21 protein-coding genes are annotated in these 23333 nt (G+C 43.3%); 9 read left to right on the top strand and 12 right to left on the bottom strand.

The annotated features are described in order from the left end of the window. Positions 1-277: 277 nt before the first annotated feature. Together RCG24_RS17210 and RCG24_RS17205 are read right to left on the bottom strand one after the other, a co-directional pair. Entirely contained in the window at positions 278-1069 is a 792-nt protein-coding gene (locus tag RCG24_RS17210) for a prohibitin family protein (RefSeq protein ID WP_308077562.1), read from the bottom strand. Positions 1070-1216: 147 nt separating this feature from the next. Continuing rightward, on the bottom strand, positions 1217-1801 hold the full coding sequence (locus tag RCG24_RS17205) for a TetR/AcrR family transcriptional regulator (protein WP_308077561.1): 585 nt from the start codon (positions 1799-1801) through the stop codon (positions 1217-1219). Between the two features lie 119 nt (positions 1802-1920). On the opposite strand from RCG24_RS17205, the gene RCG24_RS17200 reads away from it, so the two are divergent. Then, entirely contained in the window at positions 1921-2466 is a 546-nt protein-coding gene (locus RCG24_RS17200) for a hypothetical protein (protein ID WP_308077560.1), read from the top strand. Between the two features lie 355 nt (positions 2467-2821). On the opposite strand, the gene RCG24_RS21350 is transcribed toward RCG24_RS17200, so the two are convergent. Beyond that, positions 2822-2902 (bottom strand): putative holin-like toxin, encoded by an 81-nt coding sequence (locus RCG24_RS21350; protein WP_374049164.1) that lies wholly within the window; start codon positions 2900-2902, stop codon positions 2822-2824. A 633-nt stretch (positions 2903-3535) separates the two neighbouring features. On the opposite strand from RCG24_RS21350, the gene RCG24_RS17195 reads away from it, so the two are divergent. Next, a complete protein-coding gene (locus RCG24_RS17195) occupies positions 3536-4012 on the top strand; it encodes an arginine repressor (RefSeq protein ID WP_308077559.1) in 477 nt (158 codons plus the stop codon). Between the two features lie 93 nt (positions 4013-4105). Here RCG24_RS17195 and RCG24_RS17190 read toward each other — a convergent pair whose 3' ends face one another. The 5 genes from RCG24_RS17190 to RCG24_RS17170 form a co-directional block, all read right to left on the bottom strand. Beyond that, a complete protein-coding gene (locus RCG24_RS17190; RefSeq protein WP_308077558.1) occupies positions 4106-4975 on the bottom strand; it encodes a tyrosine-type recombinase/integrase in 870 nt (289 codons plus the stop codon). A gap of 248 nt (positions 4976-5223) precedes the next feature. After that, a complete protein-coding gene (locus tag RCG24_RS17185; protein ID WP_308077557.1) occupies positions 5224-5484 on the bottom strand; it encodes a hypothetical protein in 261 nt (86 codons plus the stop codon). 17 nt (positions 5485-5501) lie between these two features. Beyond that, on the bottom strand, positions 5502-5801 hold the full coding sequence (locus RCG24_RS17180) for a hypothetical protein (RefSeq protein WP_308077556.1): 300 nt from the start codon (positions 5799-5801) through the stop codon (positions 5502-5504). Positions 5802-5815: 14 nt separating this feature from the next. Continuing rightward, positions 5816-6325 (bottom strand): JAB domain-containing protein, encoded by a 510-nt coding sequence (locus RCG24_RS17175; RefSeq protein WP_308077555.1) that lies wholly within the window; start codon positions 6323-6325, stop codon positions 5816-5818. Positions 6326-6588: 263 nt separating this feature from the next. Next, complete coding sequence (locus RCG24_RS17170) at positions 6589-9474, bottom strand: Ig-like domain-containing protein (protein WP_308077554.1); 2886 nt, start codon at positions 9472-9474, stop codon at positions 6589-6591. A gap of 542 nt (positions 9475-10016) precedes the next feature. Here RCG24_RS17170 and RCG24_RS17165 point away from each other — a divergent pair. Then, on the top strand, positions 10017-10424 hold the full coding sequence (locus tag RCG24_RS17165; protein WP_202654535.1) for a hypothetical protein: 408 nt from the start codon (positions 10017-10019) through the stop codon (positions 10422-10424). A gap of 165 nt (positions 10425-10589) precedes the next feature. Here the strand turns inward: RCG24_RS17165 and RCG24_RS17160 are convergent, their stop codons facing one another. Further along, a complete protein-coding gene (locus tag RCG24_RS17160; RefSeq protein ID WP_308077553.1) occupies positions 10590-11462 on the bottom strand; it encodes an accessory Sec system S-layer assembly protein in 873 nt (290 codons plus the stop codon). Next, positions 11463-13901, bottom strand: coding sequence for an accessory Sec system translocase SecA2 (secA2, locus tag RCG24_RS17155; RefSeq protein ID WP_308077552.1), 2439 nt, complete (start codon positions 13899-13901; stop codon positions 11463-11465). A 225-nt stretch (positions 13902-14126) separates the two neighbouring features. Between secA2 and RCG24_RS17150 the strand changes: the two genes are divergently transcribed. From RCG24_RS17150 to nspC, 3 genes are all read left to right on the top strand, one after another. Continuing rightward, the gene (locus RCG24_RS17150) at positions 14127-16358 is read left to right on the top strand and encodes a sensor domain-containing protein (protein WP_308077551.1); all 2232 of its coding nucleotides are present in this window, start codon (positions 14127-14129) and stop codon (positions 16356-16358) included. A 506-nt stretch (positions 16359-16864) separates the two neighbouring features. Beyond that, positions 16865-18064 (top strand): saccharopine dehydrogenase family protein, encoded by a 1200-nt coding sequence (locus RCG24_RS17145; protein WP_202654539.1) that lies wholly within the window; start codon positions 16865-16867, stop codon positions 18062-18064. Between the two features lie 3 nt (positions 18065-18067). Then, positions 18068-19195 carry a carboxynorspermidine decarboxylase gene (nspC, locus tag RCG24_RS17140; protein ID WP_202654540.1) on the top strand — a complete coding sequence of 376 codons (1128 nt, stop codon included), beginning with the start codon at positions 18068-18070 and terminating at the stop codon, positions 19193-19195. A 112-nt stretch (positions 19196-19307) separates the two neighbouring features. On the opposite strand, the gene RCG24_RS17135 is transcribed toward nspC, so the two are convergent. Together RCG24_RS17135 and RCG24_RS17130 are read right to left on the bottom strand one after the other, a co-directional pair. Beyond that, positions 19308-19490, bottom strand: a complete 183-nt coding sequence (locus tag RCG24_RS17135) for a hypothetical protein (protein WP_308077550.1) — start codon at positions 19488-19490, stop codon at positions 19308-19310. Positions 19491-19636: 146 nt separating this feature from the next. Next, a complete protein-coding gene (locus RCG24_RS17130; protein WP_308077549.1) occupies positions 19637-21241 on the bottom strand; it encodes an acyl-CoA dehydrogenase family protein in 1605 nt (534 codons plus the stop codon). Between the two features lie 94 nt (positions 21242-21335). On the opposite strand from RCG24_RS17130, the gene RCG24_RS17125 reads away from it, so the two are divergent. The 3 genes from RCG24_RS17125 to RCG24_RS17115 are packed head-to-tail and all read left to right on the top strand — an operon-like array spanning position 21336 to position 23211. Beyond that, positions 21336-21554 (top strand): MerR family DNA-binding transcriptional regulator, encoded by a 219-nt coding sequence (locus RCG24_RS17125; protein ID WP_308077548.1) that lies wholly within the window; start codon positions 21336-21338, stop codon positions 21552-21554. Next, positions 21551-21724 carry a hypothetical protein gene (locus RCG24_RS17120; protein ID WP_308077547.1) on the top strand — a complete coding sequence of 58 codons (174 nt, stop codon included), beginning with the start codon at positions 21551-21553 and terminating at the stop codon, positions 21722-21724. Before RCG24_RS17125 ends, RCG24_RS17120 begins: the two co-directional genes overlap by 4 nt. Beyond that, a complete protein-coding gene (locus tag RCG24_RS17115; protein WP_308077546.1) occupies positions 21724-23211 on the top strand; it encodes a class I adenylate-forming enzyme family protein in 1488 nt (495 codons plus the stop codon). The genes RCG24_RS17120 and RCG24_RS17115 overlap by 1 nt, the downstream gene beginning before the upstream one ends. The last annotated feature ends 122 nt before the right edge of the window (positions 23212-23333 follow it).

The raw sequence follows: 23333 nt of genomic DNA, 5'->3' as shown, positions 1-23333 counted from the left end.
CTGAATGTTTTGATTGAAAATGGGAATAAATCATAAAGAAAAGCATGATGAAAAAATGCGGAAAAACAGAAGAGTAAAAATGCAGAAGACTATTTAAAAATAACTTTACCTCCATTCTATCATATTCTCCCAAAATAAGAACCCATCCATCTTCATACACATCAAGAGAAATTAGCGGGCAAAAGAAATAGCCCTGTAGAAAAATCATGCTCCACAGGACTTTCCGTTTCAGTTTTTCTAGGCATCTTCGACAAAATTTGAGGCGTGCCTAGCACCGTTATTTTTTAAGGTCGATGAATGGTGTTGCACCGCCTGTGACACTTGGCAGCTTGCCATCCCATTTTTCCACAGCCTTTTGTTGAACTTCAATTTGTTTTAATTTGATTAATTCTGGCGTTACTTCTTGTTTTTTCAACTTTAATGCTTCGGCTTCGGCACTGGCTTGGGTGACTTGCTGCTGTGCTTCAATTTTGACTCTTTCTAAGTCTCTTTTGGCCTTTAAAGCATTCTGTTCGGCGGTTTGTTTCGATTCAATGGCTTTATTGAACTCTTCGCTAAATGCAAATTCTTTAATATTGATATCCTCTAGTTTCATATAATACTTGGATAGCTTTGTCGTCAACAAGTCTTTTACTTCCTTTGAAACCTCGGGGCGTTTCGTAATCAATTCTTCGGCTGTGTACTTAGCTGTGATCGCTTTTAATGCTTCCGCAATAGCAGGCTCGACCACGCGGGTACGGTAATCCATGCCAACTTCTTGATATAATTTATTGACAGAACCCGGTTCAAGTGAATAGTTGACGGCAACCTTAGTTGTAACAATTTGCAGGTCTTTGGAAGCGGCGGTTTGTGAATCTTCCTCTTTCTGCACCCGCACCTCCATTGGCTGAACTGTTTGAATAAATGGGATTTTAAAATTAACCCCCTCGTTGAATATGGTTGGTTTTACAGCACCCAACTGCAATACAACCCCCCTATAGCCGGACGGAACCATTGCAAAAGAGGCAAGCGCAATAACAAGCGCAGCCACCACAATCACACCACTTATAACATACTTTGTATACTTCATCCTTTCGACCCCCAACCCTTTATGTTTTTATATCTCTATGAATCTTTCACTACAACTATACATTTGAACGGTGCCAGGTACTACTCGAAATTTGCCGAAAATGCTTAGATAAATCGAAATGAAATTCCGGGCGTGCCTGGACCAGCCCTAAATACAAATCAATTTTAAATGATGGGTAAGTACCTTGACAATTCGCTCATGATTCACCCGGGAAGGCTCTAACATTGCATGAAGGGCTAAGCCGTCAATGATGGCATATAATTTTTCTATTTCAATCTCTTTATGAAGGTCTTTCCGAAGTAAGTGATGCTGCTCTAAAAAGGTGAATAATTTACAGAGTCCTGGGAAAATGCCATCATAGTGTGAATCAAACACATCCCGCTTGTTTTTACAATAAAAAATAAAGGCAAACCAGACCTCCATTTCAGCCATGGTTTCCTCATTGACAGGAACAATTTCCAGAATGACTCTCATTACTTTCTCTTTTGGCGGTAATTCACTCATTACTATTTTCATAACACGAGCGGTTGCTCTTTCTTTGACGAGATTCATCGCATAAACGAGTAATTCATTTTGTGTTGAAAAATAGTGACGTAATGCCCCTAAAGACAATCCAGCTTCTTTCGCAATTTTTCTTACCGTTGCTCCTTCCATTCCCTCATTTAGGATCACTCGCCATGTCGCTTCCGCAATTAGTTTTTTTCTATAATCATGGTCAACTATTTTTGGCATACCTTATTTTATCAAGAAAAATGGGTATTCGCAATTAAACAATACAATTGTATTATTTCAATCCACATGGTAAAATCATTTTTAAATAATACAACCGTATTAATAAGAGAGGTGTCGCGTTGAATTTTGTTGCATGGATGATTGTTGCCTGTGAAATAGGATTTTGGATTGTCATATTGTTAGGACTTATTACACGATATGTCCTAAAGAAACAGAAGCTAGGGCTATTTTTCTTTGCTTTAACCCCTGTCATTGACTTCATTTTATTGACTACTGCTTGTGTAGATTTATATCGAGGAGCAACCGCAACTTCTGCACATGCAATTGCCGCTGTATATATTGGAGTTTCTCTCGCTTTCGGAAAATCCATGATCGAATGGGCTGATGAGAGATTTTGTTATTTCATCATGAAAGAAGGACCAAAGCCCAAGGAGCGTTTCGGACCAGAATATGCCCTCCATTATTTAAAAAGCTGGTTGAGGCATGTTGTTTCCTATCTCATTGGTGCAGGATTGTTAGTAGGGGTAATCTTTTTAATTAACGACTCCAGCCGAACAGAAGCCCTTTTTGGTGTACTAAAGTTATGGACATTCGTATTGGGGATTGACTTATTAATCGCCATATCAAATTTTGTCTGGCCAAAAAGGCAGAAAGTAAAGGCATGATGTAAAGGAGTGGGGTCTCTGTCATTCTACTTGATTCGGTTTCAAACAAAAAGAAAAGCCAAGCAGAGATTTCTCTCGGCAGGGCTTTTCCTGTATTTCTATAAGATTCAGTCCCGTTCATCCCTTGTGGAACAATCCTGTGAAACAAGATTATTCGGGGAGTGACAGGCACTTTCATGAGGATGTTTTCATTTTCGGAAAAACAGGGTATAATGGAATTAGAAAATGAATACATTAAAAACGACCAAAGGTGCGGTAACACCTTCGGTCTAGGTGCAATAGCCCTTCAAGGGAGCAGCCGCAATAGTTTAAAAAAGTAACCAACCCAAATGCTGGCTAGGCGTTTAATGGGTGGTTACTTTTTTTGTTGCGACAGTATCGCTACGATTAACGTTGCAAAGGAGATCATCAAAATCAAACTCTCGAATACTGTCATAAGGCATCACCCCCTTTCGGGGAATGAGCCACCACCCATGAAAGCCCTATTGCAAATTCTATTATAGCATTTTTTGTACCTTTCTTTCTGAAATGGACAGAAAATGAAAAATAAAAAAGGTTTGGATATTTCCCCCCACCAGGCCTTCCCTCTATATCTATAAGATTCAGTCCCATTCACCCCTTGTGGAACAATTCTGTGAAACAAGATAATTCGGGGAGTGACAGGCACTTTCACTTTTCAAAAGTTAACGCCTGCCTGGCGCCGTTCTAAAAAAAGAAAAGCCAAGCAGAGATTTCTCTCGACAAGGCTTTTCCTGTATTTCTATAAGATTCAGTTCCATTCATCCCTTGTGGAACAACCCTGTGAAACAAGATTATTCGAGGAGTGACAGGCACTTTCATTTCGGGGAGTGACAGGCACCCGTCCTTTACTTTGCAGTTGCAACTCTATTCTAGCATAATCTTATTTACTATTTCAGCCTTAAAACAAAAAGAAAAGCCCTACGGAGAGCCACATCTCCGCAGAGCCTTCCTACATTTCCGTGAAACATTCTGTGAAACAAGGAAAATCGGGTGGTGCCTGGCACCAGACTTTAAATATGACAATTTTGTGAACAAAGGAGGAAAACATATGGAAAACAGCTTACACAACAGAAATGAAGAACGGAAAGAGCAAATGGATGAACGACAGGAGGCGCTGCTTAAGTTACTAGACGAACAAGACTTTAAGAGCCAACTTGCTATTGTCCGAGCATTGAAAAGAGAATATGGCATCCAAGTGAGCCAATCCACACTCTCTAGGTACATGAAAGAGTTGGGCATTCAAAAAAACGAAAAAGGCTACTACAAGCCTTCGCAGGTGGAGCGGACAAAATTTCATCATAAGCGGCTGAAAGAGTTGCTGAAGTCTCGCAAAACCGCTATCTATCCGAACGTGGCGACCTATTTCATTCGAACCGAAGAAGGAAAAGCTCAAGAAATCGCCTACCACCTGCGGAAGACTTTCAGTGATGCCATTCTCGCGACAAACGTTGGGCTAGACTACATCATTCTTTTTGTCGACGCAGACAATCCGTCAAAAGAGCTATTGGAACTTCTCAAGGGTTAAGGCTTTCTGCGTTTGCCGATTTCTTCAATGACGATTTTCAACACTTCAATCAACCATTGAGGCATGTTCTATTCCTCCTTTCTTGCTGTCTGATTAGAGAAGCTGGACGGCATCCAGCTTCTCTTGCCTTGTGGTTTGGATATAGTATTTCGCCGTCATGTTCACGGTCGAGTGCCCGGCGAGTTTGCTGACGGTGGTGAGGTCGACTCCCTTTTTCAGCAATCTCGTACAGAAGGTGTGACGGAATAGGTGAGGATGCAATTTGAATCCCAACTCTTTCGATATTTTGGCAAGCCAATCCCTCACCGCATCCCGATGCATCTTCCCTGCCCTCTGACTCAGCAAAAGATAGGGGCTATCGCTGAAAACAGACCCGGAACGCTCTTCCTTCATGTATTGCCTTATCAAATGTAGGACGTCCTGTCTGAGCCCGATTTCTCGCCTCTTTCCGCCCTTTCCGGTCACTTTCAGACTGCTGGTGAGGAAGTCGATGTCGGCAATTTGGATTCCGACCAGCTCGCTCACCCTGACTCCCGTATATAGCAGCAAATAGACGATGAGCTTGTTTCTCAGCGTGACTTTTTGCCTGTCCTCCACATAGAAGAGTAGTTTTTCCACCTGTTCCTCTGTGAGAGCATCGACCGACTCCTCGCTCCCGTCGGCTATTTTGATTCTGTCCCGTTTCAGCTGGATGAACGACTCGCTGACGATTCCTTCGGTTCTCAGAAAATCGTTGTAGACTTTTAGACTATTAATCTTTTTGTTGATAGTTGAAACGGCATAGCCCTCCTTCATCAGATGCTCCTTGTATTTCACAAAGGAGAAGCGGGAAAGGACTGGCATTTCCTTCAGCTTCTCCTGCAAGTACGATTGGAATCCTTTCACATCGTTCACATACGACTCGATGGTTTTGGGGGCTTTCCCCTCCGCAAAAAGCCATTTCTCAAACTTCTCTATATCCAAGCTCCATTCACCTCCTAAAATGCAAAAAGGCTATTGATGTACGCTGTTATACATCAATAGCCTTCTACCAGTGATATGGTTTCACGGTTTGCTCTCTCCTTTCCAACTCACGACAGTAATATAATAATGCCGTATGATTGTTGCAGCTAAATTCATAATAAATCCTTGCCATTCATAGGAACCACTAAACGAGTTATTGCTCTAATTAGTTTTGTCGTAAGTTCTCCTATAGAAATGTCGTGAGTTTACTAGAATGATTCGGCTATCCTTTCAAGATATTCTAAATAGCGTTGCACAATTTCTCTTTGATTTTGGTCTGGAATTGTTGAAATGGCTTTATCTACTTCACCATTATCTATTTCAATGATTTCCTTCGTTATTTCCAGTAGCAATTGTTCCGTTAATTCCTGCTCGGTAAGAGTAGTCTGTCCGTAAAAGCCGGTATCTTCATGGAATTCTCTGTAACATTTTTCACCATTCATTACAATCTTACTGTAAGTTTTCATCACTCTTACTTCTCCTTTCATTAGATGTATATTTCATAGGCAATTGCTTCCCCATTTCTTATCCACACTTCATACAATTTCTTCCTTGATTCTCCACCCAACACAAATCCAGCAATCCACTCATAACCCTTATCATCCACATACGATAGTGTTTCAAGGAGCAAAGGGTCGGGTAGTTTTACTAGGTGTTCCGCTGGGATTAGCAATTCATCCAGTTCTTCACGATAGAAGTCATAAGCTTCATAGCCAACTTCATCTTTTTTTACTACAATATGGAATGTCCTTTTCATTGTCCTTACAAAAGAATCAAGATTCATCATATTCCATGCTCCTCCTACAGATAACCTTTCTCTTTTAGAGAAACAAAATTTCCATCCCCTAAAATGATGTGGTCAATGACATCTATGCCTATTATTTTTCCAGCCTCCACTAATCGCTTGGTCACGTCTATGTCTTGCTTCGATGGTTCCGGGTTTCCAGACGGATGGTTATGAAATGCAATGATAGATGCACTATTGGCAACTATCGCTGTCTTGAATACTTCATGAATGGACACGATAGAAGCATTTAAACTTCCTATGTGGCAAGTATTAATGCAGGTAGGATTGTTCTTGGTGTCAAGGCATACTACAATGAAATGCTCTCTGTCCACATCTCCCAGATACTGTTTAGCTAATTCAAAGCCATCCTGTGGAGAGCGAATGGTTCGACCCTTATAAAGAATACTTGATTCTTTTACTAACTTGATTGAAACAATGTCCACCCGTTTTCTTGGTTGATGAATAGGCTGTTGTTTCTTAACAGTCTCTATATCTTTTTGACTGCTTGCTTCGTTGATATTCATTTTTTAATATTCCTCCTCAAATAGAAATAGCCCAAACTCCTCGAAAGGAATTAGGGCATAAAATATATTTTTCATAAAAATAATATATGTTTGTGATTCTATTTGATTCAGTTTCTGGCAAAAAGAAAAACCCTGGTGAGGTTTCTCTCAACAGGCTCTCCAAATGTCTTTTGACATATTTCGAGGGAGTGGTAAACATAGACACCATTCCCTTAATCAAAAAACCTCTCGAAATTTCGAGAGGTTTTTGTAAGAATGAATTCTTATTTAATAACGATTTCTTTATTGTAAACTCCAGCATTACCTTGAGTATCTTTAACAGGAGTTGCAGTTGAAGGAGTTTTATCCTCAACGAATTTAACTTTTAGACCTGATACGTATGCTGCATTTAAATTAATCGTAGTAGTTGTATCTGTAGAAGCATAAGTTGCAGGGTCAACTGCTGTTAAGATTAAGTCATCTGCTTGAAGACCTGGTGTACCATTTGTATCAATGTACAATACGTCTTTAGGAGCATCAGCTTTACCAACAACTGTAGTATCATTATCTTCTACGTTAGCAACAATGTTTGTTACATATTTATTAGGCTCTGTATTAGATACTGAAATTGTAGCTAGGTTAGCAGCTGGTAAAGTAACACCATTAAGTGTAAATACAAAGTCTGCTTTATCTACACCTGTTACAGCTTCGCTAAATCCAAGCACTAAAGAAGTACCATTAGCTGCAATTGCTGCAGAAGTAAATTCTGGTTTAACACCATCAGCTAAAGTAACGTTACCTGTACCTACTGCTGTAATTGTGTTACCTGCATTGTCTCTAATTCCATTAATTGTAAATGCTGCAGTTTTAGTTGCAGTGATTTTATTAGATGGAATATGAACAGTTACAGCCACAGAAGTAGCTTTATCAGCTGTTCCTGTAAGAACAGTTGTTACATAAGAATCTGCAGGTAGTGCCTTACCATCCCAAGTATAGTTGTTAAGGTCACGTACTGTTGCAAGGTTAATACCGCTACCAGCATCAGCTGCAGTATAAGTAACTGTTTGTTCTACGCCAGGAGCACCTGGAGTAACAGTTGAACCCGTAGGTTGAGTTACTGTTGGAGCAGTATTATCTCCAGCAACATCATTTTTAACAACAAAATCTTTAACAATTAATGCATTTTGATTTGGTGAACCAGCTAAATCTACCACAGTATTTGCTGGTAAACGTAGTTGGTAAGTACCATCAACTAAACCTTGTGTAACAGTTAAAGTATCACCAGAAATTACAGCATTTCCAGTTGATGCAGTGTAGTTCAATGTAATTGTTGTAGATACACCAGTTGCTTGATTAATTGCAGTAACAGTAGTATTACCACCTGCAGCAATATTTTCGCTGAATTTAGCTGATAATTTACCATTTTTATACTCAACACTTGTTAATGTAGGAGCTACATTATCTTTGCTGAATACAACGCTAGTAGAGTAAGCAGCAACATTGTTACCAGCAGTATCTTTAACATCACTGTCGATAAATAGCAATGCACTGTAGCTATCAGTGTAGCTTAGGCTTCCAGTTAAGATAACTGTTTTTGCATCTGAACCAGCTGTTGCAGTAAGGTTAGTTACAGTACCAGAACCAGCTACTAGACGTACATGGTTTGCAAAAGATGCAAGGCTCATGTTTTTGTCAAATTTAACTTCTAACTTATTTTCTCCAACTGGTTTAACAGAAACAACATTTGGAGCAACTGTATCAGCTACTACTACAACTGAAACTTCTAATGGGTTAGGAGTAGTATAGTTATTAGCATAGTCTTGAACATTAATAATTTTTACATTTGCAGTTGTTCCAGCTGCAATTGCAGAAGTAGTTGTAACATCAAGTTGGTTAGGGTTGCTTGCGTTTTTAGAAACAGTTGCAGCCTCACCATTGACAGTTACAATTGCACCAGCTGATTGAACTGGTTCGTTAAATACAAGAGAAATCTTGTTTGTTGATACTTTTGCAGAAGCTGAGCTAGAAACTAATTTTGGAGCTTCTTTATCTTCAGCATGAACAAGAGTTGTATATTTATCTAATGCTACACCATCAGCAGATTTAATTGCTTTGTCAGTTGTAGCTACTGCATAGTCACCTTTGAAAGTGTTAGCAGCTGTGATTGTTAATGTTTTACCATCTTCAGATAGTTCACCAGTTAACTCACCTGTAGAAGCAGCAGTTCCAACTGTTGTGAATCCAATATTTTGAACTACACCGTCAGCATCAAGAACTGAATCTTCATCAATAGCTTTGTTGAATTTAACTTCAACTTGCTTAGCGTTAATCGCACTTACACTTTCAACTTTAGGATTAACCGCTTTAACAGTTACTTTTACAGAAGCTTCTAGTTTCGTTCCAGCTACTGCACCTTTTACAGTGTATTCGCCTGGTTTGCTAAGGTTAGCTTCTAACTCTTTTGTATCCCAAGTTACAGCTTTTTGAGCTTTTTTACCGTTAACAAGTGTAACAGTTACTTCTTTTGGAAGATTTACATCTTCTAATTTAGAACCTTCGTCTACAGTTACAGCAACAACTTCGTCAACAGATTTAACAGATACTAAGTAGCTGTCAACTGTTTTTTGAGCTGCTAATGCTGGAGTGATGTAGGCTTTCACAACAGCTTGGTCAGCGTAACCTACGATTTTATCCATTACATATTTTTTAGCTTTTGATAAAGTTGTTTTGAATTTAGCATAGCTGCTAGCGTCGATTGATTTGCCTGCTTTTGCAGCAGCTGCAAAGGAATCAGCTTGTTTCTTAATGTTTTGAGCATACTTTACAGTAGATATGTAAGCAGTAGCATTGTGATAAGCTGGCATTGCAGCCATTAACTGCTTGTTTAATTTTGATTTATCTTTTCCTTTGTACTTTGCAAGGGCTGCTTTAGCCTTGCTGTAGTCAGCTTTAGCTTGGTTTACTGCTTTTTGAACAGAAGCTACAGATGCTACTTTACCTTTATCACCAAGTGACTTGTAAGCAGTCTTGGCAGCTTTCATTGATTTTACAGCCTTTGCAACAGTCGACGGCACGCTTGATGCGGCTTCAGTTGAGAAAGGTGCTACAGCCGCAAATGAAGACGCTGCAACGACAGAAGCTGTTGCAATTTTAATAGCTTTCTTTTTCATTACCTTTTTTTCTCCCTTCTTCTTATAAAAATTAGTTCATTAGAAGTATCGGTCTGTCCAATACAACCAACGCCTAATAAACTTAACAAGGTTAGTCTAATGAAAATTCTTCACTAGATAGAGAAACTTGGGCTAATTGCCAAGTCTAACCTCTGAAACTATAATAATACAAAACACTAGTAAAATCCAGCCTTTTTAGTATATTTTGGGCTGAAATTACTGTGGTAATACATACCATTATAACTACAATTTTCCCAAAAAGTCCACCCTTTTCTAGTTTAATATGTTACAAAATTGTAAAAATTAGAGTTTTTAATTTTTTTTGGCTAAATAAAAGGCTGTTATATCAATGGTTTATCGGTGAGGTACACAAATTGGAGCGTAAAATTTTTTAATTATGTGTTTTTGCTTTCTTTGTCGTATTTGAAGAAACTTGAAATTGTTTGTACTAAAAAAGTGAATATGATAATCTAATTGTGCGGAGAATAAAGGGGAAATTGTAACACTTTCCCAGCGTATAGTAAATGGAGGTTTATGGCTGAATGAACAACTCAAACAATCCGAATGACATTCTTGATGCCTTGAACGCTAATCCTCCGAAGATCATTGGCGGTTATAAACGACCCGGTTGGGCTGTTAAGACATTGGAAAACATCAGCAATGATGCCGTTGAGGTCGAGGAGGACGGCACGATCACTGCTAAGGCTGTTTTAATGGCGGCTGATGAGACCTATTACCCGGCGTTTTTATCACTCAATATGAAAAACGGAGGAAATGTCATCGGCTCCTACTTGATTTCAGAAGGTGAAGAGACGTATAACTTAATCCCGTTCGAAATGGCCAGAAGTTTTATTAAGAAAAAGGATGAAGAACTGATTCCATTTCGCTATCGTACATTAGAGAAAATCGAAGGCGATCTTTATCAACAGAATTGGCCCGACTTTACATAGCTAATCAGAATGTTCTCCAATTCTGATCAGCCCGCGTCGCTTGTTCATCTTCTGAACAAATACGTGCTTTTAACAAAGCACCATTAATGTATAAAGAAATCAGCCAAACAGCGCACCGATGGCGTAAAAAAATCGTTGATCCCTGATCAACGATTTTTTATCTTCTTATTTATCTTGTTTGACGGATATTTTCCACTTGCTGAAATCCGCATCCGGTTTTCCAATCAACTCTGCCGGGTAGACGAGGGCCCACGGTTTCGCCCCTTTTGGTTTTACTTTTAACGGTGGGAGTGTAAATTGCCCTTGGCAGACGATTTCGCCAGTGGCATCCTCCACGGTTAACGGCAGCTGGCTGATTTGTACTTCCTGCTCAGTGCCGTTGCGAATCAGGACAATGACCTCAAGCGATTGGTTCTCGAGGAAGGCCAGTTCTACCCCGGTAATATTGATTTCTTTCGGTCCTAACTTAGGCAGCTTGGTCAGCAGGTTTTCGAAGTCGGCCTTTTTCTCTGGGGTCAATCGTTCCTCCCAAGCCGGGTCAAGATCAAGCGATTCCTCCGCCTTTTGCTTCAGCTCGAACAGGATTTGCCACTTGTCTGTTAGCGCCGCATCAGAGAGCCGGTCTTCCTGTGTGAAGATAAATCGCCACGGGGTGCAGGAGAACGGCGGCAGCTCCCCTAATTCGTCCCAGTCATCGTGTTTTCGTGCTGCTGGCTGTCCGGTTTCATCGAATAAGATTAAATCTACCGCTTCAATTTGCACCGGCCGGTCGACGGTGCTGCGAATAAACGCCTCGACTTCAATATTGCCGTCCACCTCAGTGAACTTATAGCCGCTGATCGACAGCTGATTGGCTTTTAATTTTGGCAGCCTGCTATGGTGAAATTGATACACATAGCGTTCTTTCGCGGGAATGTCCCACTGCTCCGGGAAATGCAACGTTGTTTCCACTGTGTCTGCTGCCTCAGTCTCTTCTATTTGTGCACTTGTATTTTGCTTAGCCGCAGCGTCGGTTTCTTTTTTTTCGAATAATGCCATTTACTCCACCTTCTCCAATTCCTCGAGCTCTCCATTTAACTCGCCGATTTCTTCTTCCTCTACGTCAACCCCGCTGGTTTGTTCATCTTCCCCGGTGGTAAGCCGGTCCTCGATCAAGCTGACTAAATGCCGGCTCGTTTCGCCTTGAATCGTGAATAGCAGGTATTTAAAGGCCTCATACCCTGCCACCTCAAATTTGCGGTAAGGGTCCTCCTGGCCATAGCCTTGTAAGCCGATTCCTTCTTTTATCTGATTCATGTAATCCAAATGCTTCACCCAGTTGGTGTCCATTTCAAACAGCATGAACTGCTTTAACTGTTCGCCTAATTCCAGATCCGCTTTGAAAGGCTCGATCGAGGCAGCGAAACGGGCAATTTCCGCTTCTACCCGATTTTCGATAGCCTTTTTATCGAGATCCTCCAGCTCTTCCACATCCCAATCTAAGTCACCGAACATTTCCGACAGCTCTTCCATCAAGGCCTCCGGGTTTTGCAGGCTGCCGCTGGAAAAATAATTCTCGACCACTTGCTGCCAGTAGTCTTGCATATATTTCAACGCTTCTTCAGCCATTTCCTGCGGTTCTTTTTCCAGCAGGATATCGCGCATTTGGTAAATCACTTTACTTTGGCGGTCGATGACGGTTTCCAGCTTCAATAAATGGCTGCGCGCCGAATAGTGGCGGCTATCCACCGTTTCCTGCACTTTCTTGGCAAAACTGATTGGATCGGGGGCGAGTACCAGCCCGTCCGGATCGGCGGTCAGCTTCTTCCGGTAGCGTTTCAGCTGCTCGTCATCGTAGTGCAGGAACAAGTCATCCTCTAACGAAATAATGAATTGGGAAGAACCAGGGTCCCCCTGGCGCCCGGCCCGGCCTCTCAGCTGCATATCGATGCGATTGCTGTCATGCCGTTCCGTCCCGATGATATGGAGGCCGCCCAATTCGGCCACGCCTTCCCCGAGCAGGATGTCGGTTCCGCGCCCGGCCATATTGGTGGCAATCATCACATGGCCCCGTTGCCCGGCGGTGGCAATCAGCCGGGCTTCGTCCTCTTCGGTTTTCGCATTTAAAATTTCGTGCACGATGTTGGCCTTCTTTAAATACTTCGACAGTCTTTCTGATTGTTCGATCGACGTTGTTCCAATTAATACCGGGCGCCCGATATCGTTCATTTTTTTCACTTCAGCGACAATTTTTTTCGCCTTGGCGTCATAATTGGTGAACAGTAAGTCCGGAAGATCGATGCGCTGTACCGGTTTATTGGTCGGGATTTCGACGACTTTCAGGTTATACGTTTCGTTGAATTCCTTCTTCGACGGCATCGCGCTGCCGGTCATCCCCGATAATGTTTTGTACATAATAAAGTAGTTCTGCACAGTAATCGTCGCAAACGTTTCGTTTTCCGGGGTGATTTCAATTTGTTCCTTGGCTTCAATGGCTTGATGGAGACCTTCGCTGAAGGAGCGGCCTTCCATCACCCGGCCGGTATACGGATCGATCAGTTCAATTTTTCCGTCTTTGACAATATAATCGACATCGCGCTTCATCACCGCATGGGCCCGTAACGCTTGGGTGACCGCCTGAACGAGTACTTGATGCTCAGCTTCATAGAGGTTGGCAATGCCAAAGGCAGCTTCGATCTTGGAGGCACCTTCGTCGGTTAAATACGCTTCCTTCTGCTCTGTCACCTTATAATCAATATCTTTTTGGAATTCCCGCATGATCGATGCGACAATTTTATAAAGCTCGGCCCCTTCGGAAGATTTATTGGCAATGATCAGCGGGGTTCTTGCTTCATCGATGAGGATGCTGTCAATTTCGTCGACAATCGCATAATGCAGCCCTCTTTGCACTTTGTCGTCGATGTCCATGACCATATTATCGCGCAGATAATCAAAGCCAAATTCCGTTCCCGTTCCGTATGTAATATCTGCTTGATACGCCTGCCGTTTTTCCTCTGGTTCGATTTGCGAGATATTCAAGCCGACGGTTAAGCCAAGGAATTCATGGACTTGTCCCATCATTTCCTTGTCTCGCCGCGCTAAGTATTCATTAGCGGTGATGATATGAACACCCTTGCCCTCTAAGGCGTAAAGATAGCTGGGCAGTGTGGCCACTAATGTTTTTCCTTCGCCGGTATTCATTTGTGCGATCGAGCCCTCGGCCAGGACAAAGCCGCCGATTAATTGGACATCATAGTGCCGCAGTCCCAACACCCGTTTGGCCGCTTCCCGGACAACGGCAAACGCCTCTACTTTAATATCATCCAATTTCGCTCCCTGCTCGAGCTTTTCTTTAAAAATCGCCGTCATGCCGCGCAGCTCTTCATCACTGTATGCTTCGTACTTCGCTTCCTGTTGATTGACCAAAGCGACTAATTTATTTAACTTTCTGATATCATATGTACTTTCATTAAACAGCTGTTTTAAACCGTTAATCATTTCTCCAACTCCCGCTAACGAGTAAAATACGAATCTATGTCGAATTATATCACAACCGATGGGGAAATACTCTATCTTGGATATATTACCAACTGGTAGATTAGTGGAGTCTCTGTTGCTTCGGTTCCCGAATTTGTCACAATTTTTCTATAATCTAGTAAATTTCCTATCTTGACACTATTGTATACTTATAATAGACCAGTATGCTAATGGAGGCGTCAAGCAATGGACCACAACGATCCAATTGGTGATCACAAGGAAGAACAGACAAATGCCATCCATTCCGATGTTGGGCAGCCTGATATGGACTGTACCGGGAGTAGGTGGAACCACATTCCTGACCATGACCCCGAGAAAATCCTGATTAATGAAAAAACGGTGTATGCGGTTGATCAGGCCATGAACGTTGTCCTGACAGACCTCGATGGCAATATTTTGTACGGCAATCAGAATATTTTTGATCTGACCCTTTATACACCTGAGGAATTGCTCGGAAAGTCGACAAAAATATTTAACGCCGGCTATCATTCAAAGGAATTTTTCCAAGAGATGTGGGAGACGATTCAGGCGGGAAAGATTTGGCGCGGCGACATCAAAAACAGAAGAAAAGATGGAAAAATTATCTGGGTTCGGTTAATCATCACTCCGCTGCTCGACCAAAACGGAAAGCCCTTTCAGTTTCTTGCGCTAAAAGAAGATATCACGGAAAAAAAAGAAATGGAATTTCGCTTGGCCCAAAAGGATAAGCAATTAAGCGCGTTAACGAAAAACTCGTACGATATTGTCGGGATCATCGACAAGGATGGCAGCATTAGTTATCTCAACCCGGCATTTGAACGTGTCCTTGGCTTTTCCACGTTTGATACCATCGGCAAAAACTTCGTCGATTATTTACATTCTGAAGATGCCAGCCTGGGAAAAAATATCCTGCAGCATCTTGCCGAGCATCCTAATCAATCGATTCGCCATCAGCTCAAATTTAAACATAAAGACAGATCCATCCGCTGGTGTGACGTAGCCTTTAACAACTATCTCGACGATCCTTATATTCATGGGATTGTCTTTAACCTGAGAGATTTTACCAAGCAAAAAGAGGCTTCGGATATCGTTGACCATCTGGCAAACTATGATTATTTAACCGGTCTGCCGAACCGTCGACATTTCGAAAGCCAGTTAAGAGATTCGCTAAAGTCCGCCAAAATGAAACAAACGCAAATGGCCGTCGTATTCCTGGACCTGGATGGCTTCAAAAATATTAATGATACCCTCGGCCATGAAATTGGCGACGGCTTACTAAAGGAAGTCGGCCACCGCCTCAGCAGTATTGTTGATTGTAATACCTTTGTCGGCCGTCTCGGCGGGGACGAGTTTTCGATCATCATCCAATCGATCCCCAATAAGAACTATCTTTTGGGAGTGGCTGAGGCGCTCGTGCAATCCTTCTGTATCCCCTTTACCGTCGAGGAATATGAATTAAATATCTCCTCCAGCATTGGGATTAGTATTTTTCCCGACGCTGGCGAAGATATCAAGACCTTGCTCAAGCATGCTGATATCGCCATGTACCATGCGAAACATAGCGGGAAAAACCATTATCAAATTTATCAGCAATCGATGGATCGGGACAGCTATAAATTATTTTTACTGAAAAATGACCTCACTAAAGCCCTGGAAAAAGAGCAATTCTTTATGGTCTATCAGCCGAAAATCGGGCCTGATGGTAAAGAAGTGGTCGGGGCTGAGGCATATATCCGCTGGTCCCATCCTGAACTGGGATTTATCACCCATTTGGAATTCATTCATTTTGCCGAAGAATCGGGATTCATTATCCCGCTGGGGGAATGGATTTTAAAAACCGTTTCAAGGCAAATGAAGGCATGGCAGGACCAAGGGTATCCGCCGTTGAAAGTATCTGTCAATATTTCCGTGATGCAATTAATGTGTCGCCATTTTCTTAAAGATGTCAAAAAAATTCTTGCTGAAACCGGTCTGGAGGCCAAATGGCTGGAGTTTGAAATCAATGAAGCCGTCCTCTCCCATAAGGAGAAGCAGGTTAAAAAATCGTTGGATGGCATTAAAAAGCTGGGAATCTCTCTTGCCCTCGATCACTTTGGCACAGGATACTCCGCGTTAAATTTTGTCGTGAAACACCAGTTCAACGTGATCAAAATCGATCATCATATGATTGATGATATTGTTAACAATGGTGAATGCAGTCATAATGTGGCCTTGGAAATGGTGAAATTAATTCAAAAGCTCCATATTGAGGTCATCGCAGTCGGCGTTGAAACCGCTCATCAATTTGCTTTTTTAGCCAACAAAGGGTTTGATGCGTATCAAGGGCTTTATTTTAGCAAACCAATGGAGAAGGAGCAGTTTGCGAAGAAATTTCTTTCCTCAGCACCTTGTTTGAGGATTGCTAACCAATATGGAGAAATTACCAATACGGACGTGTGATTTTTTTTCAAATTTCCTCTTGCTATTTATTTTGGATGCTGATACGATGAAATAGCGTTAATTGGAAAGCTGATATTCAAATCTTCGAGTCTTTCCAGCAGATAATTTTTGACCACTTCTGAAAAAGGAGTTAAGGCAACGGACAGCCGGGTCAAATGCCGATTGGCAACTTTAGTTGCCTTATTGATTGAGTTAAAAGCTCAAATTTTATAAGTTGGTTACTTTACAACCAGTGCATAAGCACATCAACTTGTGAAACGGTCAATAAGAGTGGTAAAAGTAATTATTTGCTATATAGACTCTGATCCTAATTTGATATAGTTTGAATATTTAAGAGCTTTCTACCATAAGTCTGGTGACTTTATTGGTAAAATATCCACATGGTTTTTCTATGGGTATCTTTTTGCTTTTTAATATTGCTGATTATATCAAAGCAAGTGTTGTGCGTTTATGCGCCTGGCACTTGCTTTTTTTGTTGAAAAAAATTAATTGGGGGGAATTGAAAAATGGGAAAAGCGCTTATTATCGGCTGTGGCGGGGTAGCTTCTGTCGCGATTCACAAATGTGTCCAAAACAGTGAGGTATTTGAAGAGATTTGTATCGCCAGCCGGACCAAGTCGAAATGTGATGCCTTAAAAGAAAAGCTTGACGGCGGTAAAACCAAAATCACCACCGCCCAAGTCGATGCCAACAATGTCGATGAGCTGATTGCCTTAATTAATCAGGTCAAACCGGATATCGTCATGAACCTGGCCTTGCCATACCAAGACCTAACCATTATGGATGCCTGCCTGGCAACGAAAACCCACTATATGGATACAGCGAACTATGAGCCGGAAGATACGGCGAAATTTGAATACAAATGGCAATGGGATTACCGCCAGCGCTTTGAAGAAGCCGGGATTACCGCCCTGCTTGGCTCAGGCTTTGACCCTGGCGTAACCGGCGTATTTTCCGCCTATGCCTTGAAACATTATTTTGATGAAATTGAATATATCGACATTCTTGACTGTAATGCCGGCGACCACGGCTATCCGTTTGCTACCAACTTCAACCCGGAAATCAATATCCGCGAGGTTTCTGCCAACGGCCGCTACTGGGAAAAGGGCGAATGGGTGGAAACGAAGCCGATGGAAATCAAGCGCGTCTACAATTTCCCGGAAATCGGCGATCGTGATATGTATTTAATGTACCACGAAGAGCTGGAATCGCTGGCGCAAAACATTCCTGGCATCAAGCGGATCCGTTTCTTCATGACCTTTGGTCAAAGCTATCTAACCCACTTGAAATGTCTCGAAAATGTCGGCATGACCTCGATTGAACCGATTGAATTTGAAGGGAAACAAATTATTCCGCTACAGTTCTTAAAGGCGGTGTTACCAGATCCAGCTTCGCTTGGACCGCGCACAAAAGGGAAAACGAACATCGGCTGTATTTTCCGCGGCAAGAAAGACGGCCAGGAGAAAACGTATTATGTCTACAATGTTTGTGACCACCAAGAGTGCTACCGCGAAGTCGGTTCCCAAGCGGTGTCCTATACCACCGGTGTTCCGGCGATGATCGGCGCAATGATGGTCCTGACCGGCAAATGGAATAAACCAGGTGTGTACAATGTCGAAGAGTTTGATCCAGACCCATTCATGGACGCTTTAAACAAGTGGGGATTACCATGGAAGGAAAGCTTCAACCCAGAGCTTGTGGACTAAAAGATGAAGTTTCACGAATTACCGACACCTTGTTATGTTGTGGATAAAGCGCTTCTGGAAAAAAACTTGGAAATCCTGAATGGGGTCATCAAGCGGACAGGATGTAAGATTGTCTTAGCGCAAAAAGCCTTTTCACTGTATACGTTGTATCCATTGATCGGCAAGTATTTAGACGGCACCACCGCGAGCGGGTTATTTGAAGCCCGCCTTGGCCGTGAAGAAATGGGCAAAGAAAATCACATCTTTGCCCCGGCCTATCGTGAGGATGAAATCGATGAAATTATCTTGCTTTGCGACCATATTATCTTTAATTCTTTTTCACAGCTGGAAAAATTTAAGGATAAGGCGCTGGCAGCCGGGAAAAAAGTCGGCTTGAGGATTAATCCGGAATGCTCGACACAAATCGGCCATGCTATCTATGACCCGTGTTCACCGGGTTCACGCTTTGGCGTAACGCGAGAGCATTTCCGTCCCGAGCTGCTGGACGGTGTTTCCGGGCTGCATTTCCACACCCTTTGTCAGCAAAACGCTGACGATTTGGAAACGACGTTGAATGCAGTCGAGGAGAAGTTTGGTGAGTGGCTCGGGCAAATGGAATGGATCAACTTTGGCGGCGGCCACCACATTACCAGAGAAGATTATGATATTCCTAGACTGGAAGCCTGTATTAAACGAATGCAGCAGAAATACGGCTTGGAGGTCTATCTTGAGCCGGGCGAAGCGGTCGCGCTCAATGCCGGCTATCTGATTACCACCGTTCTTGATACCCATCAAAACGGAGTCGAGATTGCCATCCTTGATACGTCAGCCTCCTGCCATATGCCGGATGTCTTGGAAATGCCCTACCGCCCGCCGCTGCTGGGCTCTAGTGAACCGGGCGAGAAGCCGTACACCTATCGGCTTGGCGGGCAAACCTGCCTAACCGGCGATATCATCGGCGATTACTCGTTTGATGCGCCGTTAAAGAGCGGCGACCGTTTAGTTTTTGCCGATATGGCGATCTACACGATGGTGAAAAACACCACCTTCAACGGCATGCCCTTACCAGCCATCGCTGTGCAGGACAAAGACGGCAACTGCGAAATCATCCACCAATTTGGCTATCAGGATTTTAAGATGAGATTAGCATAAAAAGAGGTCTGTAGAATTTTCTAATGGGTTCGCAATACAGCAAATAGGGTACAGAATCGCAACGGTTCTCGTACCCTATTTTGATTAAGTGATCGGGGGATGTGAAATTTCATCATCGGAACGAATGCATGTGCAGTTCTGATGAAAGATTATCAACTTTTGCTTCGATTCGTTCTTGACCTTCTTTTAAAACGATTATATCCTGTTTTAAAACGGTTATATCTTGTTTTAAAACAGTCATATCTTGTTTTAAATCTTTCATTTCGCTTAAAATTTGGTTTAAGATTTCCTCCATCTTACTAAAACTCCACACTCTATTGATTACAGTATAACACAAAAACGGTTACCATAATAGATAGGGACCTGCACTAATGGTTCTGGCCCACTTATAAGGGGCGGTTCCTGCTGTAACTTCGTTCGCGACGGAATCGCCCCTACCCATTATACTTCCGCTAATGCGACTTCCTGATAGGCTTTAAAGAAGGCACTGCAAAAAGCGTCCCAATCCAATGCTGCTTCGATCGATGCATCCGATACTTCACCCAGGACCGGCCGTTGCAGCAGCTCCTCAAGCTGCACAGAGAAGCTTTGAATCGTCTCCTGAGAAGCTCCCTCCAGCACACTGCTGACAAACTCAGCGGGCGGGTACCAATCAGCGACACGGCTAAGATCGCGGTAAATTTGCGTTAACAGTAGATTCCGCGGGCCTTCCCATTGTTCGTTGACGACGACATCGCGGAAGATCCTTGGCAGTGAGGAAAACTCCTCCATGACGCCGTGACCGGCAAACACCGAGATGGCCTCGCGCAAGACCTCGACCCCTTTTTTGGTCGTACAAATTTTCTGGAGCAAAATCAGCTCTCTCAGGTTAAACAGCTGCTTTCTCATTTCCAGCGGGCGGTCCGATTTTAGACCGGGATTCAGCGGCTTTTCCAATCGTAAAAACAGGTCATATATTTTGAAGGCGCCTGCGGTTGTCCGCTCCGCGGCATTTTCTATTTGCTTTAACTTGCTTGCGGCCAGCGGGTAGTCTTTGATTTTTTTGCCAAAAACGGTCCGGAAATCACTATAAAGCTTTGCTTCCCGTGCGGCCCGCAGCATAAAGCCGGCGCAGGCAATCCCGATTTCAAGCCGTGACAGCGTAAGGACAATCCCAACCGCAACGGCAATCCCCTTATCCTTTGGTCCGATTGGATAGGCCAAGGCGCCGTTATATTGGATTTCCCCTGTTGGCACTTCAGCTGTCCCCATTTTCCACTTAATCCGGTTAATTTGATAATTATTTCTCTTTTCCTTTGCTTTATCACCCGGCAGCCATGACGGTACGATAAACGTCGAGACCTTGTCGGACCCGGATATTTTCGCGGTGACAACGGAATAATCAGCGTGGGCTACGGAACAGAAAAACTTATTGCCGTAAAGACGATAGTTTTTTCCATCAGGAACCGCTTCCAAAACATTTGCTGGTAAGTCCGAGCCACCTTGGATTTCCGACATAAACTGGGCGCCAATGGCAAACTCGCCATTTATCCCTTCCTTCGTATGCAGTAGGATGTCCTGCAGCTCGGGATGGTCTTCATCGGGAAACTCCTCCAACAAGGCAATCAGTCCATGGGTACAGGTTAACGGGCAGGTGACGCCGCCTTCGCCGATTTGATGAATCAGCAACCGTTTGACAAAGCTTTCCCAAGCAGGCATCTGACTGGAGAACAAGCCTTCGCCAAAAACGCCCTTTTCTAATTCCAGCGTTTCCGCCGGTCTAACAATTCGATCAATCCTGTGATTAAAGGCATCATAATGCAGCAAATAAGGCCGTACCTCCGGCCTGGCCGCTTGGGCGGCTAAGGTGCTCCAACGGGATGAAACAGTCGGCGAAAAGGCCAACAATTTTTTATGAATCTCTCCATAGGCTGAACCGGTATATTTTTTCACCACTTTTTGCAAAAACGGTTCGTCCTGATACCAGTCAAGGGCTTCACGCTTGGCGACGAATTCGTCGAAACTGTATGCATTTTGTCCTCTAACGGCTGTATCTTGAGAAATCAATTGGGATCACTCCTTTGGTTTGTATTGACAAATTAGATTATTCAGAATTATTATAAAGTTAAGTCTACGTTAACGTCAACTAGGAGTGATAGAAATGTCAGAGGAGCATCTCTTTTCCATTAGCGAGCTGGCCGCGATGTTTGATATCAGCTCAAGGACGATTCGCTACTATGAAGAGATTGGCATGCTTTCTTCGGAAACACGTGAAAGTTTAACGAAGCAGCGCAAGTATACGAACCAGGAACGGAGAAGGCTGAAAATGATCCTCCGGGAAAAAAGCTGGGCTTCAGCCTGCAGGAAATCAAAGAAATGATTGATCTTTACGAAACGAATCCAGAAGGAGTGGAGGAGAAAAAGCGAATCATCGAATATGCCGACCGCAAGCTGCACGAAATCAACGAACAAATTTCTGAGCTGCAAATTTTACGTGACGAAATCCTTTCCTATAAGGAACGATATCTTCATTCAAAGGAGTTGGAATAATGGGAACAACTGTCCATGGAGTACTTGAGAGAAATGCAAGAAAATACCCGGAAAAAGAGGCCTTTATCACCGCTTCTAATCGCCTGACCTACGCCGAGATGAATAACACCTGCAATCAGCTCGCCAGGCTCCTGCAGGCCCAGGGTGTTCACCAAGGTGATAAGGTGGCGGTAATGTCGCGGAACAACGAACATTATTTTTATGCCTTTTTTTCATTAATGAAGCTTGGGGCGATTCCCATGCCGCTCAACATCCGGCTGACGCCCACGGAACTAGCGGCGATCCTGAAAGAGGTTGATGCGGCCGGCATTTTTTACGAGGAAGAATTGCAGGCAAATGTCCAAGCAACAAAGGAGCTGCTTCCGCTTCCCCATGTTATCTCGATTCAACAGGCGGCGGCGCTGGCCGCGAGTTTTTCCGCGGATAATTTGGATTTGCCGATTGATTCTCGGGATGTTTGCGAAATCTTATTTACCTCTGGAACAACCGGCACTCCCAAAGGGGCCGTGTTCAACCATGAACGAATTTTGGCGGTTGCCACCGCTGTTTCGGTTAATTTTGGCTTGTCCAATCAGGATCGGATGCTGACGCTTATGCCGCTGTCGCATTCGGCACCGATCAATACCTTTTTCATGAGCGGCCTGTACTGCGGCTGTTCCCATGTCATTGGCGATTTTGCACCCAAGACATTTTTACAGCTGATTCAGCAGGAAAAAACCACCTTTTCCTTTGCAGCGCCGATTGCCTATTTGCTTTCTTCGCAAGACCCGGAGATTGACCAATACGACTTATCAAGCATGCGTGTGTTTGCTTACGGTGGCGGCCCGCTGGCACTGGCTTCCTACGAGCGGGTCAAGAAGGCGTTTAAAAATGACAATTTTTATCAGGTATATGGTTTAACGGAGGCCGGTCCGAACGGCACGCTCCTGTACCCTCATGAACATCTTACAAAAGCAGGAAGCATCGGTAAGTATCCAACCGTCAATATGGAGCTGAAGGTCGTTCGTCCGGATGACAGCGAGACAGCTGCAAACGAATATGGGGAGATTATTTTAGCGGGCGACAGTTTGATGCTTGAATATTATCAAAAGCCGGAGGAAACGGCGGCGGCGATCAAGGGCGGCTGGCTGTATACCGGAGATATTGCTTACAGGGACGAGGACGGCTATGTCTACATTGTCGACCGCAAAAAGGATGTGATTATTTCCGGCGGGGTCAATATTTATCCGCGGGAAATCGAGGAAGTATTAGCGAAACATGAGGCTGTCTCTGAATCGTGTGTGGTCGGGATCCCTCATCCGGAATGGGGCGAAACTGTCAAAGCGGTTGTTGTTACTAAAGGTACGGTGACAGAAGCGGAACTGCGCGCCTTTGTCAGCGCCTATTTAGCCGATTATAAGTGTCCACGGCTGTATTCGTTCGTCGAGGAACTGCCGCGGAACGCCAGTGGAAAAATCTTAAAGCAGCAGGTAAAACAACTGAACTAATCTTTGCCATCCTGCACCTGCTTAGAAAAGAGCCGCCAAATAAGAGTTTATGTCGGAGGATATATCCCAAAAGGAAATTGAAAAATGAGCTTTTGGGATCTAGCCTCTTCATTTTGTTGGTT

Source organism: Neobacillus sp. OS1-32 (assembly GCF_030915425.1).
GTDB classification, from domain to species: domain Bacteria; phylum Bacillota; class Bacilli; order Bacillales; family Cytobacillaceae; genus Neobacillus; species Neobacillus paridis.
Note: the sequence above shows the minus strand (reverse complement) of the source record. Positions and strands in the feature narration are given on the sequence as shown.